11 protein-coding genes are annotated in these 14,033 nt (G+C 41.7%); 7 read left to right on the plus strand and 4 right to left on the minus strand.

The genetic code is table 11. The features are described 5' to 3' along the window. Nucleotides 1-646: 646 nt before the first annotated feature. Nucleotides 647-2,347, plus strand: a complete 1,701-nt coding sequence (locus Q4574_RS06740; RefSeq protein WP_303472857.1) for an FN3 domain-containing metallophosphoesterase family protein — start codon at nucleotides 647-649, stop codon at nucleotides 2,345-2,347. 55 nt (nucleotides 2,348-2,402) lie between these two features. Here the strand turns inward: Q4574_RS06740 and Q4574_RS06745 are convergent, their stop codons facing one another. Continuing rightward, complete coding sequence (locus Q4574_RS06745) at nucleotides 2,403-3,443, minus strand: purine nucleoside permease (protein WP_303472859.1); 1,041 nt, start codon at nucleotides 3,441-3,443, stop codon at nucleotides 2,403-2,405. Between the two features lie 144 nt (nucleotides 3,444-3,587). Between Q4574_RS06745 and Q4574_RS06750 the strand changes: the two genes are divergently transcribed. The 6 genes from Q4574_RS06750 to Q4574_RS06775 all read left to right on the plus strand — a co-directional run bounded on the left by Q4574_RS06750 (nucleotide 3,588) and on the right by Q4574_RS06775 (nucleotide 8,651). Further along, a complete protein-coding gene (locus tag Q4574_RS06750) occupies nucleotides 3,588-3,944 on the plus strand; it encodes a VOC family protein (protein ID WP_303472860.1) in 357 nt (118 codons plus the stop codon). Between the two features lie 239 nt (nucleotides 3,945-4,183). Next, nucleotides 4,184-4,552, plus strand: a complete 369-nt coding sequence (locus Q4574_RS06755; protein WP_303472862.1) for a hypothetical protein — start codon at nucleotides 4,184-4,186, stop codon at nucleotides 4,550-4,552. A gap of 72 nt (nucleotides 4,553-4,624) precedes the next feature. Then, the gene (locus tag Q4574_RS06760) at nucleotides 4,625-5,302 is read left to right on the plus strand and encodes a YjbF family lipoprotein (RefSeq protein WP_303472864.1); all 678 of its coding nucleotides are present in this window, start codon (nucleotides 4,625-4,627) and stop codon (nucleotides 5,300-5,302) included. Next, on the plus strand, nucleotides 5,295-6,026 hold the full coding sequence (locus tag Q4574_RS06765) for a capsule biosynthesis GfcC family protein (RefSeq protein ID WP_303472866.1): 732 nt from the start codon (nucleotides 5,295-5,297) through the stop codon (nucleotides 6,024-6,026). Before Q4574_RS06760 ends, Q4574_RS06765 begins: the two co-directional genes overlap by 8 nt. Then, a complete protein-coding gene (locus Q4574_RS06770; RefSeq protein ID WP_303472868.1) occupies nucleotides 6,023-8,143 on the plus strand; it encodes a YjbH domain-containing protein in 2,121 nt (706 codons plus the stop codon). Before Q4574_RS06765 ends, Q4574_RS06770 begins: the two co-directional genes overlap by 4 nt. 76 nt (nucleotides 8,144-8,219) lie before the next feature. After that, nucleotides 8,220-8,651 (plus strand): thioesterase family protein, encoded by a 432-nt coding sequence (locus tag Q4574_RS06775; protein WP_303472870.1) that lies wholly within the window; start codon nucleotides 8,220-8,222, stop codon nucleotides 8,649-8,651. A gap of 21 nt (nucleotides 8,652-8,672) precedes the next feature. On the opposite strand, the gene Q4574_RS06780 is transcribed toward Q4574_RS06775, so the two are convergent. From Q4574_RS06780 to imuA, 3 genes are all read right to left on the minus strand, one after another. Then, nucleotides 8,673-11,747 (minus strand): error-prone DNA polymerase, encoded by a 3,075-nt coding sequence (locus Q4574_RS06780; protein ID WP_303472872.1) that lies wholly within the window; start codon nucleotides 11,745-11,747, stop codon nucleotides 8,673-8,675. A gap of 35 nt (nucleotides 11,748-11,782) precedes the next feature. Continuing rightward, a complete protein-coding gene (locus tag Q4574_RS06785) occupies nucleotides 11,783-13,168 on the minus strand; it encodes a DNA polymerase Y family protein (protein ID WP_303472874.1) in 1,386 nt (461 codons plus the stop codon). A 70-nt stretch (nucleotides 13,169-13,238) separates the two neighbouring features. Then, on the minus strand, nucleotides 13,239-13,919 hold the full coding sequence (imuA, locus tag Q4574_RS06790; protein ID WP_303472876.1) for a translesion DNA synthesis-associated protein ImuA: 681 nt from the start codon (nucleotides 13,917-13,919) through the stop codon (nucleotides 13,239-13,241). Nucleotides 13,920-14,033 lie beyond the last annotated feature (114 nt).

The following is a 14,033-nucleotide window of genomic DNA, read 5'->3' on the forward strand; positions in this document are numbered from 1 at the left end:
CCCTGGTGCTACCTCCAGCCCGACATCCATGTCGGTCGTGCGCTCGGGCGGAACTGCGTTCCTAAAACATCCTCGCTCACCCCCATGTGAGAGCATATATAATGAATGTAGCTCGGGCTTTAGCCCGTGGAAAAGGCGCACTGGCATAAATTCCAGCCTACATTCTTAACGGTGTAGCGCGGGCTTCAGTCCTTGGAAAAGGCGCGCTGGCATAAATTCCAGCCTACATTCTTAATGGTGTAGCTCGGGCTTTAGCCCGTGAAAAAGGCGTGCTGGCATAAATACCAGCCTACATTCTTAATGGTGTAGCTCGGGCTTTAGCCCGTGGGAAAGGCGTACTGGCATAAATTCCAGCCTACAATCTTAACGGTGTAGCTCGGGCTTTAGCCCGTGAAAAAGTCGGACTGGAATAAATACCAGCCTACATTCTTAATGGTGTAGCTCGGGCTTTGGTCGGTGATGTCATTTGCAGAGTCTCCTAATTCAACTCTGTCATATTTATTTCGTGAAAGTGACTTGTATGCATCACAAAACGGTAATCAAAATGAAACCAACTATACCTAACCTTGCGCGCGGTCTACGAGAAGCAGTTTTGTTCTTTCAAATAGGATTGTTACCAAAAACAAATTAAACAGGGTTTTAGTTAATGAAGTCTACCTCTAAATTTCCACATTTTTTTAAAACGACAATAGCAGTTAGTATCCTTTCACTTGCCGGGTGCAACGGTGATAATGATTCTTCGCCTGACAGTGAAGTTGAAGTTACACCTACGTCGTATATCAACTTTACTGTCCTACCATATTTGCAAAATCCAACGACAACGGAAATAACAGTTAGTTGGATAAGTAATTCTGAACAGCCTGGAACGGTAACAATTGAAGGTGTTGGTTCATTTGTTTCTGACGTAGAGATAGCAGACTCTTTGACTTATGGAACCTCTGAAATTGAGTATATACATGGCGACACTAACTTTGGTGAAACCCATAGCGACGTTGCTGAGGGAGAAACTCCGGCATCTAGCTACAAACATAGTGTTAGGGTAACTGGACTTGAGGCTAATACAACTTACGACTACACCGTTGAACAACCAGATGAAAGTGCATTTACGTCAACCCTAACTTCTGCGCCAGCTCAAGGAAGTCGTGAAACAATTAGATTTATCACTATGTCAGATATGGAAACTGAGCCAGAATCAACAGAAAAAACTGTTCGTTGGACAGCGAGTGCTTTAGCTATTGGGGGAGATAAATTAGGAACTGATCCAGATACTTATACTCGTCAATATCCTGTCGACCAAACCACCGGCTATAAGGCTAATTTGGTTTATGCTGCTCAAAGGAGCCCCGATTTTTGGGTTATCGCTGGAGATCTCGTCGAGAAGGGTGGACGTCAACTGGATTGGGATGAGTTTTGGAGACATAGCGCAGGAGAATGGGGAACTCTTGCTTCTACCACACCAATATTTCCTGCATTAGGTAACCATGAAAATTATTGGCACCCAGAAGCCCCAGGTTATAACGCAGAAGCCTCAATGTTGTCATACGATAAATGGAATACTTATTGGGACTTACCGAACAACGACGCATCAGATGAACGCTACGAGAAGCGATATTATCGTGTTGATTACGGTCCTGTAACCTTAATTACCCTTGATTCTTCAAATGGTAACGATGACGACCCAAGCCAAGACACCAATCTATATATCAATGGCGAAGAGTCCCGTGTTCCAGATTTTAATCAAGGTAGTGAACAGTGGAACTGGGCGGTACGAGAGTTGTCTACAGCTCAAGCTGAAGGACAAGTGATTTTTGTTCAATTCCATCATACCGCTTTTGGTACAGGCGTACATAGCCTTCCATCGGGAAGTGCTGGTATTGCTAATGGTGAAGATAGTCAATCTGGTGTGCCCATGAGAATTTATCAACAGCTTTTCGAACAATATGATGTAACTGCTGTTTTATCAGGGCATGACGAATTACTTGAATATGTAAATATCAATGGCGTTAGTTATTGGGATGTAGGTTTTGCTGGTGATGGTCTTAGAGGACCAGGTTATCCACCGACGACTGAGTACGTACCATTTGATTTACTGCCCCTTGAAGCTCAATTAACTCATTGGAGTGCACATGGAGATGCTCCAGAAGTTTGGGACGGAGAGCAGTTAATTTCTGGCGGTAAGCATTATGGTTTCTTAGAAGTCGAGGTGCGTCCTTCTGGCGATTATAATTATGAGGTTGTTATGACTCCTCGGTATGTTTTCCCTGTGACTGATGAAACTGGTGCTGCTACAGGTGAGTTCGATCACCGTCAATATGACAAAGTTGTACGTATTACAGTTCAGCGTTAATTGACACTATCATCTTGGATGAGTGATTTAACTCATCCAAGATTTTATTAGCTAATTATTGTTTTGTTAAATCAGGAACGCCAACCTGCCATTCAGACCAATTTTCTACGATAGTATCAACCACTTTACTGCCTACCAATACTATGTTTTCGACTGTCTCTTCAAAACCACCGGCTGTTTCGCCTGGTGCCGGATCCAAGTGTTCAAGAGTGCTTTCGTTGGGATTACCCTGGTCAAAATTTACCGCTCCTCGAAGACTCATTACTCGATTTGTTCCCACGGTTCTTGATAGAACTTGCGCTAAAGCAGTGGCTTCCATTTCAGTAATGATATAATCATCAGCCCCATATAACTTGGAAATGTATTGTGCTTGCTGGGAAAGTCCAGGACCGTGAAAGAATGTATCTCCGGTCACATGGGTTCCGGTGGTGATAGACGGACTGCGTCTAGCTTCTGTTTGAGGGTAGCGCATGCGATACGTCAGGGCTGAGTGTGAATCTGTTAATTCGACGGATTGACTTAAGGATAAGCACCACTGGACTAATTTTGCATTAAGTTGGTAGCGTCGAATGTCTTCATACCCCTTACGTGGCATAAAAGTGGGCTCACCTTTCTTTCCTTCGTTTGCTTTCCATCGATGTCCCAGATCATAGTCAATTAACCAGGTTGCCCAGCTTACATCGCCAATAGTACCTTTCGAAGGGGGTGTGCCACCTACTCCACTAAGCACGTAATAGGCCTGTGTGAAATCGAAATGAGGGGAAAGTAAAATAGCTTGCATGGATGCTGAAGAGGCGACTTTGCCCATTCCTAACACTGAACCACATACGCCATCTGAATTACAAAAAACTGGGCTCTGAGCGCCTTTAACGTGCAACGGCGTGCTGTCTTTAAAGTAGCGCTTGTACCAATGTTGGAACTCCCCTGCTTTATCCCCACTGTTTTTACCTATTTCAAACATGGCAGCGACAAAGACTTTAACTTCGATCCTGTTCTGGTCATTTTTTGCTAGGGAAGCTGGCGAAAATACACAGGTTAGATTCAACACCAGAATACATATCAAAAACTTCTTATTGAGCATTATATTTTCCAACACACTTAAACTCCTTATAAACTACATTAAAAAGAGTTAAGTGTAAGTAAGAAAGCAATCAAGTTTAATTGACGGATCTATTTAAGTTCAGCAAAAACATTAATTTCGCCAAAATAACGCGTTATTAAATAACTAATAGGAAGACCAATGAATACCCATGAAAAGTTAAATTATGTAGAGTTTGCTGCAAAGGATCTCAATGGTACAAAACAATTTTTTGAATCTGTATTCAATTGGAAGTTCGTTGATTATGGTCCCGATTACACTTCTTTTTCTGATCAAGGATTAGATGGTGGTTTTTATAAGGCTGATTTGTGTAATCTCAGTGAAAAAGGGGGGGCATTACTGGTTTTTTATAGTGCTAACATTGAACAAACCTTAACCAAGATTAAAGTCAACAACGGTAGGATTACACGTCCTATTTTTTCGTTTCCTGGGGGACGCCGTTTTCATTTCGAGGAGCCTAGCGGCAATGAATTTGCTGTCTGGTCTGAAGGCCAATAAATAGGTGGATTTGGGTATATTTAAACAGTTAAAGGTATTGAAATATAACGGAATTATGTTGCAAAAGTGTTAATTAAAAGACGTTTTATGTCTGTTTTAAAACACAGATAAATGGTTTTACTCAAATTAAGATTAAAAAGTTCTTTAAATTCGTAGCTGATCGTAAATTAGCCATTGAGATCGTTGCACGGATACTTTAATATCCAGCATCAGGTGTCAAATACTTTCAAGGAAAAGTGATGAGAAAAAGTTTAATTGGATTAGCCGTAGCTACAGCTGTAGCTTCTGTTAGTGTACAAGCTCAGCAAGAACAAACTGGCGGTGCTGGTGCTGGCGGCGGTGCTTTAGGTGGTTTAACAGCAGGTACTATCGCTGCTGGTGCAGTTGGCGCTACAATTTTAGGCGCTGTTGTTTCAAATTCAAATGGCGATGCTCCAGAGCGTCCTGTTACTCCTACACCGACTCCAACTCCTACGTGTGAAGGTGATGATGATTTAGTAGATGGTGTATGTATTGGTACTACCATTACCGTCACTACTACTGGAACTGCAACTAGTACATCAACTATTACTGTTCCTGTTACCTATACTTATTCGCCTTCGATCTAAGTTTGGTTAAAGATTTAAAGCCGCCTTTTTGGCGGCTTTTTTATTGGTTGTAAATATCTATTCTGGATAACAATGAAAATAATATTTAGCTTACTAATCTGTAGCTTAGTTTTTCTGTCGGCTTGCTCGTCTACTCAAAGAGCTTATCAACAAAATATAAAATTGTATTTTAGTAGTAAAGACAATGTGACGTTAAACAAAGAATCTGTCTTAACAAGCCCGGTCGATCTTCTTTATATAAAAGCGGGCGAACGCCCCTATGTGACTTTGGCATTAGCCTTTATTGAAAACAGCCAATACAAATGGGTGTCTGCAGATGATGCTGTAATGATTACGCAAAATGGCAGGTTAGTGCGTACTCTAGGTTTAGATAATAACTTAATTTATGTTGATAATTTGGATAATGATCCTATGGCGTCCAAAAGCAATATTACGGAAAATGCGACTTGGAATAGTTATTTAGACTTAGATCCCCAACAGTATGGAGTTAAACTCCATTCTAGCTTTAGCCGTGAAAGTAATATTCCTCTGGCAATATTAGAACAGCAATTTTTGACCATAAAAATAACAGAATATGTGACTACCCAAGACGCGTTAGGGAATACTGAAAATTGGCAGAATGAGTATTGGTATCATATGCAAAGTGGACAGTTGTTGCGCTCATCACAACAGTTTTCAGGCTTAACTGAGCGTTATGATATGCAATATGTTAGCAGAGCTATGCGCTTGTTGGAGACGGCTAATGACTAGATTAATTGATCTTTTTAAAGTTACCCTGTTAACATTTTGTATTTCAAGTTATGCACATTCTCAAGTGGAAGTAACCGTTAATAATAGGGTGTTGAATTTTGCAGAAAACCCTAGATTGACCGAAGTGCTAGAATCCATAGATTTGAAACCTAATTGGTATTGGCCTAATACTCAATTATTCAAATTAGATAGCGATTTAGCGGAAAATAAAAGAATCGAGCTTATCCAAAAACTTGAAAACCTCTCCCAAGACCTTGATTCATCTACCCAAAAGAAACTTATCGAGCAAATAAAAAGCTGGAAACTCGCTCAACGTATCAACATTACTATTGATTATGATTTTGCTAGGTTTGTACTTCGTTATAATCCCTTATTTGATGATGGTAGGTACAGCTTAATATTTCGTCAGCGAAATCCTTCCTTATATCTCTTTGGGGCAGTACCACAGCCCAAAGTGCTAACATATGAAAACAATCAATGTATTGAAAATATTGTGGCAAATATTCGTAAATTAGATTCTGCAGAGAGCAGTTTTATTTATGCCATCCAACCTGACGGGGTCATTCGTAAATTACCTATTGCCTATTGGAACCATGATTGCCAACAAGTCATGCCTGGCAGCCAAATTTATGTTCCGTTAGCCGAATCTCAATGGTTTTCGGATAATACCCAGCTTAACCAGCTTATTGCTGAACTGGCAGTAAATAGGACAGTAATTGAATGATTAGAATTAAAAAAATGTGGGGTTCTGCAGCAATCGCTAACCTTGCGTTAGGTGCGCTAGTTACAACAACAGTATCAGCTGCAGAGCAACCTTTTGACGACGATAACGGTAACCTATCGCAAATGGTTCGCGGTGGTACCGGCCTAATACAGACTCCCACCGCCAGAATGGCTAAAGAAGGCTCGTTTACGCTAAATTACAACGATATAGATGAATATCGATTCTGGTCAGCAAGTTTACAGCTTTTTCCTTGGATGGAATCTACCGTTCGTTATACTGACGTAAGAACTCAACTCTACAGTCAAGATGCAAGCTTTAGCGGTGATCAAACCCTTAAAGATAAAGGGATAGATGTTAAGTTTCGATTGATCAAAGAGGGCTATTACTTACCAGATGTGTCTTTTGGATTAATGGACATAGGGGGAACAGGTTTCTTTAGTAGCGAATTTCTAAACTTTAGTAAAAATTTAGGCCCTTTTGATATACACCTTGGGATAGGTACGGGGTATTTAGGTGCTGGAGGAAATATCACTAATCCTTTTTGTGAACTTAAAGATTCGTTTTGTGAGCGCCCTGGTGGGTTTGGTGGCCGCGGCGGAAAAATCGACTATAACGAATTTTTTAAGGGGCCGGCGTCCGTTTTTGGCGGAATAGAATATAAAACGCCATTGGAAGGGTTAACGCTCAAACTTGAATATGACGGCAATGATTATGTAAATGATCGTGCTGGAACCCTAGAACAAGACAGCGAATGGAATTTTGGAGCGGTTTATAAATATAATAACTGGGACTTTAATTTGAGTTACCAAAGGGGAAATACTTTTGGTTTTGGTGTGTCATATAATTTTAATATGCATACGGTGAAGCAGCATAAATTTGACCGCTCTCCTAGAGAATTAACGAATGCCAAACCTGCAGATTCGATAGCGACGCTCAATCGTGATCGTCTTTACGCCGACTTAGTTAACGAAGGTAGTTTTATCATCAATGCTACCCATACTAGCGAAGACGAAATGACCTTTTATGGATCACAATTAGGTTATCGTGATCACAAAGAAGCCACTGAACGAGTTGGTAGAATTCTAGCCTCTGAGTTACCTGATTCTATTAAGACCTACAAGTTGGTGGATACACTGGCTAATATTCCAATGTTAGAAACAAAAATTGATGCCGAGCAGTTTAAAATTGCAGCAAATTACCAGGGGTTAGATACGGATATTCATTCTACCTATGTGCGTCAAAACCCCAATCAGTCCACGTTTGATAATTATGAACCTAAAGATTACTCCGGGGGATTTTTCAGTATGGAGACATTTTGGATCCAAACCTTCGGTAATCCAGAAGATTTCTATCTTTATCAAGGTGGAGCATATTTAAATAGCGGTTATCAATTCAATCCAAACTTCTCTATACGGGGGGGATTAAAAGTAACCCTGCTTGAAAACTTCGATAAGTTTAATTTCTTAGTCGATTCTGAAACTGCAGTATTACCTAGAGTACGTACCCAAGTTCGAGAGTATGTGACTCGCGGTAACGTGACTATGGAAAATGCTTACTTGCATTGGTTCGATCAAATCGCAGAAGATACTTATGCTCAAGTGTATGGCGGATATTTGGAAACCATGTTTGGTGGTATTGGTACCGAAATTTTATATCGTCCAGTGGATAGTAACTTGTCTTTCGGTATTGACCTCAATTACGTTCAACAGCGTGATTTTAATAACGAAACAGGTTTCTTCGACTACAAAGCCTTTACCGGTCATGCGGGCGTTTATTGGACCCCTGAGTTTCTACCAGATATGCAACTTACTGTAAAAGCTGGTCAGTTCTTGGCGAAAGATAAGGGGGTTAATATCGATATTGCTAAACGGTTCGATAGTGGCATTATTGTTGGAGCCTACGCTGCCTTTACCAATGTTTCAGCGGAAGAGTACGGAGAAGGAAGCTTTACTAAAGGTTTCTATATTTCCATACCATTTGATTTGTTTTCGTTGGCACCAGCTAAAGGACGAGGAAAGATCCCATGGGTTCCCATTGGTCGTGATGGTGGGCAAATGTTACAACGTCCTGTTGAGCTTAGAAGTTTAACGGAAGTTAGAGCTCCATTTTACGATTAACAAAAGCGATAGTCCCTGCATATAGAGCTCGGTGAAAATGTAGGGGCTAGTCTTACTAGTGTTTTTAGGTTTGAACATGTCAACAAAATTTACTCGGGACGATTATAACGCTTTTTATTCCATGCAAACTCGCTGGGGGGATAACGATATATATGGACATGTGAATAATGTCCAATACTACGCATATTTCGACAGTGCAGTGAACCGCTACTTAATCGAAGAGGGTGGTTTGAATATCCATAATGATGGCGTGGTGGGCTTTGTGGTTGAATCACAGTGTCAGTATTTCTCACCCATTGCTTACCCCCAAGAGTTACACCTTGGTTTACGGGTTTCTCGTTTAGGTAGCCGTTCTGTGACCTATGAAATAGGGATTTTTGTAGAAGGGGAGAGCGCTCCTTCTGCCCAAGGTTATTTTGTACATGTGTTTGTTGATAAGCAAAGTAACCAGAGTACTGCTATTCCTAGTAATATCCTAGATGCATTGAAACGGCTTCAGATTCAATAAACCTTGCGTTTTATTAAGGGCTTAGTGGAAATCCCTGGAGGTCGTATTCAAATCTTCGAGTAAGTGACTTAAATCAGTAATTTTCCCTGCAATGATGTGGGTCACATCACCGTCACCGCGTTCCAAAATACCACTGACTTTCAGTATTTTCGATTTTAAAAAGGCTTTTTTTTGCGCCCGGGCGGTGGCTTGCCATACCACTACATTACTACAGCCGGTATCATCTTCTAAGGTCATAAAGGTGACTCCTGCTGCAGTACCTGGCGCTTGCCTTCCGATGACAACACCAATCACATTTACGACGGATTTATGCTGCTTGCCAGCTAACTGTTTTGCCGCTGTGTATTTACCTAATTTCCCTGCGTTGCGTAATAACTTAATTGGATGATGCGTTAATGACAAACTTGTGGCGGCATAGTCTTCAACCATTTCTTCCACATCTGAGGGAGTAACATCAAATAAGAATGATTGTTCCTGTTCTCTAAACAAGGGTAGCTCGGACTCGGTTTCCATTAATGCCCAGCGTGCTTTATAACGATTTTCAGCTAAGGCTGCTAGGGCATTTGCGCTGGCTAGGGCTTCCATGTGATCTCGCTGGAGAGCTAGGTGCTTTAGTTCAACAACAGACTTATAGCCAGTGGCAGGACGCTGTTTAACCATTAACTCTGCAGCCCCTTTGGGCAGCCCTTTAACCATACGTAACCCTAAACGTATGGCAAAGGTCCCCCCATTTGCTTGTAAAATATGTTCATAATCAGATTGATTGATACAAATGGGGAGTATCTTGATGTGATGTCGCTTTGCATCCTGAATTAACTGCGCTGGGGGATAAAAGCCCATGGGCCAACTGTTTAATAGGCCGACATAAAACGCCTGAGGGTAATAGTACTTTAGCCAGGATGAAACATAGGCAAGTACCGCAAAAGAAGCAGAATGAGATTCTGGAAATCCATATTCGCCAAAACCACATATTTGATTGAATATGCGCTGCGCATAATCTTGAGTATAACCTCGCTCAAGCATGCCATTGATGAGTTTGTGTTGGAACTGCATCAGCTGTCCATTTTTTTTCCAACTGGCCATTGCCCGCCTTAATTGGTCGGCTTCGCCACCGCTAAAACCGGCTGCCACCATGGCTAGCTGGATAACCTGCTCCTGAAAAATGGGTACTCCCATGGTGCGGCTCAATACACCTGCTACCTCTTCCGAGGGGTATTCGATGGGCTCTTTGCCATCACGCCTACGTAAAAATGGATGCACCATATCGCCCTGAATAGGTCCTGGTCTAACGATGGCAATTTGAATAACCAAATCATAATAGGTCTTCGGTTTGAGACGAGGCAACATACTCATTTGAGCACGAGACTCGATTTGAAAAACGCCTACGGTATCGGCTTGTTGAATCATTTTATACACTTGTGGATCATCTTCGAGTTTGGTTATTTGCGCGATGCTAAGAGCGTGTCCGTAGTGTTGTTCGATTAATTGGAAAGATTTACGAATGGCGGTGAGCATGCCTAATGCCAATACATCAACTTTCAACAGGCCAAGACTTTCTAAATCATCCTTATCCCACTGTATAACGCTTCTGTCTGCCATAGCGGCATTTTCAATAGGTACAAGCTGATATAAAGGTCCTGATGAAATAATAAACCCGCCTACATGTTGAGATAGATGCCTGGGAAAGCCCATTATCTCATTTACCAATGTGATAAAGTGCTTACCTTTTATCGAGGCTGGATCTAAGCCTAGTTCGGCAATTTGTGCTTGCCAATTGAGGCCACTATCTCGACGGTTAATGTTCTTAATAAAAAAATCTAACTGGGTTTCATTTATACCTAGCGCCTTACCTACTTCTCGCAATGCACTTTTAAATCGATAGCAGGATACTGTTGCCGCTATGGCCGTGCGCTCTCGTCCGTATTTAGAGTAAATATATTGAATGACCTCTTCACGCCGTTGATGCTCAAAGTCCACATCAATATCTGGGGGTTCATCTCGTTCTTTAGAAATGAAACGTTCAAATAACACATTAATTTGGCGAGGATCGACAGAAGTAATTTCTAAACAGTAACACACTACTGAATTGGCGGCTGACCCGCGACCTTGATACAAAATGTGTTGAGATTGAGCAAATTGCACGACATCGTAAATAGTGAGAAAAAAGAATTCATATTCTTGTTCCTCAATAAGCACTAGTTCTTTCTCAATAATATGCCGGATCTCAGGTTTGATGCCTTCTGGAAAACGTTTCCTAATACCTACTTCTACCAGATCTCGGAGATGCTGTTTGGGTGTTTTTCCTTCTGGGATCAACTCTGCTGGATATTCATAACGTAATTCTCGTAAATTAAAGTCGCACTTACGTGCAATCTCTACAGCGTTATCTAACCAAGTTCGTTTGAATAGCTTATTGAGCTTTTCCTGACTTCGTAAACTCCGCTCACTATTGGAGACTAAGTCGCGCCCAAGCTCTGCAACCGTAGTTCGGTGCTGAATAGCATTGAGTATATGTTGTAAGGGAAGGCGACTTGGATTGTGCATCAATACACCACCGCAAGCACAGATTGGAAGGTCAAATAGCTGACTAAGCTTCTCATAATGTGCGAGCATCACATGCTCATTGGCGGTAAGGTGACGTTGTGCAGCGATCCACAAACGGTTTTTATAGTGCTTTTTTAACCAGCTCGCCCATGGCTCGTCAACACTTAATACTCCTTTGGGCAACCATAATAGTAAGCAATGTTTGATGGTTTTAAGATCCCACTTAGCTAAGCTATATTCCCCCTTAGGTGAGCGTCTTCGGGCATTCGTAATGATCCGGCATAGTTCCGCATAAGCCTCTCGATTAGGGCATAACAAAACGCACTCTAAGCTGTTATCGAGCTTAAAGTAACTTCCAACGATAAGTTTAATTGCCAGTTGATGATCTTTTATTTCGGTGTAAGCCCTTACTACTCCCGAAACTGAGCATTCATCGGTAATTGCAATGGCTTCATAGCCTAAAAAATGGGCTTGTTGAACCAGCTCTTGAGGATGTGAAGCACCATGCAAAAAGCTAAAATTAGATTGGCAGAATAACTCAGCGTAGGCCATAGGTTGCTCTCGAATTAATCTTCTTCACTCACAGCTTAGCTAAAAAAACCATGGGCAAACCACAGGCTTTTAGTGGTGCGATATATCCATAGCCACTGGCCATGTTGATTACGAGCGATGAAATAATCGCGGGTGATTTGTTGGTTGTCCCACCATCCAGTACTTATGCGCTCTGGGCCATGTATGATAGATACTTTTTCCGTTAATGGCTGAGGAGTTTGTAGCATAAAGCTAGGTCGTAATGGATAGGTTGAAATCGACTTTGGTGTTACCTCTAGGTGTGGTGGTACATATTTATTCACTTTCTCGGGACGAAAGTCGTCATCTAATACCACCTGCGAAATCGCTTCCTCCCCTAGTTTGGCCTGGAGTAATGAAATTAACTGTAAATAGGTGAGAGTACCTTTACTGGCACTAAATAAATCAGCTTTATCGGGACTACGTAATTGGGTGTCAGGAGCACTTAGCTCCAGGGCAAATATGGGAGCCTGTAAAACCAAGTTGTCTAATTTTAAGGTGCTGAGATTCGTCCATTTGTCGGCGAGATACTCTCCTTGGGCTGATCCTACTTCTAGTGTCAGTGTTCTATTATCCCTTTGATATAATGTAAAAATAATTTTTTGAGTAAGTAAATCGCGGATTTTTAAAAACTGTTCTAATGCTGCTAACAACTGTCTCATTGGCGATAGCAGAGTGTCTGTGTGACTTATTTCGTAGAGTAGCTCTAGATAACGTTGAAACTTCGATTGGGGGTGATAAAAATCCACTGAATGGTGAAATTCACCACTTAGCCTACCCAAGTATGTCACTAAATCTATGTCAAACCGTTTGGCGACATCTTTTAGGGGCAACGCCATCAAATCTGCAAGATTATGGATACCCACTCGGGCTAATTTGCTAACGCTTTTCTTATCTAGCTCAGAGTCCGTTAGTTGTCGTATACCAATTTGATGTTGCAGCATAGGCAGATGATCACTGACCTGATTCCATGCTGTACGGGCGAGGATCCTCGCTGCATAAGGGGATTGTCCGCTGGCGTAATAATAGGTTACCTGAAAGTCTTTTAGTTGGTTCTTAATAACCCGCCAGTAACCATTTAGCCCATTATATAGCATCAGCATATTGTGGATCCGTAACAACAGACCATTCGGTGGAAAAAGACTGATATCTGAGGTCACTAAGTACAAATGTTCGGCTATCTCAACTAATTTTTTTTGTTCAACATCTCTTTTATAAGGCAATACCTGTAAATGTTGATCTAGTGCGGCGGCAGTTCCCAATCCCATTCCCATGCGGATACCTGCATCAATAGCAGCTTGATTTAACTGCAATACGCAATTTGACTGATGATGCAATATAACTAGTGCATGTTGAGTGCTCATTTGCGGGTTAGTGCCTTCAGCAGACGGTTCCTGAGACAAGGAGATCCCATGACATAGGCTGTCCAACTGCAAATGCGGAAAGTGTAAATATAACCAAAGGGGCTGCATATTAACTGACTTTCGCCTGCGGGAATGACAGCACATTACTGGCGCGTTGACTGAGGGCCAATTCGGGCCAAGTGTGAGTCATATTGATATTGAAGGGCTGGGCTGGCCAACCGCCCTTACGTTTGGTTATTTGTACTGCAACTCCCTGTTCATGGGCATTGAGTTTCATTGCTAAGCTGACGGGCAATGATAAGCTTACTTGTCGACTTTGCCGCAGCACAAAATGCAAAGCGTCACCTTGTTCTGCAGCCAGTTGCAAACGTTTGGTTTGGGCTATTTCAAGCTGTTGATGCCACATTAGCACACTATGACAGCAGCCGCTTTTAAGGCACTGTTCGGCGCTCCAAAGGGCGTGCTCTGCAGAATTAGGTTGTACAATTAACACTTGCTCAAGGCTGAGCCCAAAGTGCGCTAACATTTCACCGTTAATTTGCATTGGGGCTGCAATAAATACCAACAAGCGTTTGTGTTGCTGACGATATCGCAAAGCAGGCAATAACAAGCGTAACTCGCCAATCCCTATGGGAGTATGGATATCAATCATTCCCGATTGTGGGAAACCACCTTGAAGTGCATCATCAAGTTCAACATAACCGGTACTATTAGAGGTTAGGCAGTGTTCTTGTTGATTACCTTGCCAGACTAAGCGTTTATTTTTTAAGTGTTCCAATAGTGTATTCATAAATAACCTAAACTCCGGATAATTCGCGCCGAATAAATGAGCAGATAATATACTGTATTTATGTACAGTATATTGATCAATTTCAGAGATGCAAGTTTTGCGGTAACTTGAGGG

It is taken from the genome of Aliiglaciecola sp. 3_MG-2023 (assembly GCF_030548205.1).
Classification (GTDB): domain Bacteria; phylum Pseudomonadota; class Gammaproteobacteria; order Enterobacterales; family Alteromonadaceae; genus Aliiglaciecola.

Bases quoted from the DNA above. Each gene is read 5' to 3' on its own strand.
- Q4574_RS06740 (WP_303472857.1), top strand. From the start codon at position 647: ATGAAGTCTACCTCTAAATTTCCACATTTTTTTAAAACGACAATAGCA.
- Q4574_RS06750 (WP_303472860.1), top strand. From the start codon at position 3,588: ATGAATACCCATGAAAAGTTAAATTATGTAGAGTTTGCTGCAAAGGAT.
- Q4574_RS06755 (WP_303472862.1), top strand. From the start codon at position 4,184: ATGAGAAAAAGTTTAATTGGATTAGCCGTAGCTACAGCTGTAGCTTCT.
- Q4574_RS06760 (WP_303472864.1), top strand. From the start codon at position 4,625: ATGAAAATAATATTTAGCTTACTAATCTGTAGCTTAGTTTTTCTGTCG.
- Q4574_RS06765 (WP_303472866.1), top strand. From the start codon at position 5,295: ATGACTAGATTAATTGATCTTTTTAAAGTTACCCTGTTAACATTTTGT.
- Q4574_RS06770 (WP_303472868.1), top strand. From the start codon at position 6,023: ATGATTAGAATTAAAAAAATGTGGGGTTCTGCAGCAATCGCTAACCTT.
- Q4574_RS06775 (WP_303472870.1), top strand. From the start codon at position 8,220: ATGTCAACAAAATTTACTCGGGACGATTATAACGCTTTTTATTCCATG.
- Q4574_RS06780 (WP_303472872.1), bottom strand. From the start codon at position 11,747: ATGGCCTACGCTGAGTTATTCTGCCAATCTAATTTTAGCTTTTTGCAT.
- imuA (WP_303472876.1), bottom strand. From the start codon at position 13,919: ATGAATACACTATTGGAACACTTAAAAAATAAACGCTTAGTCTGGCAA.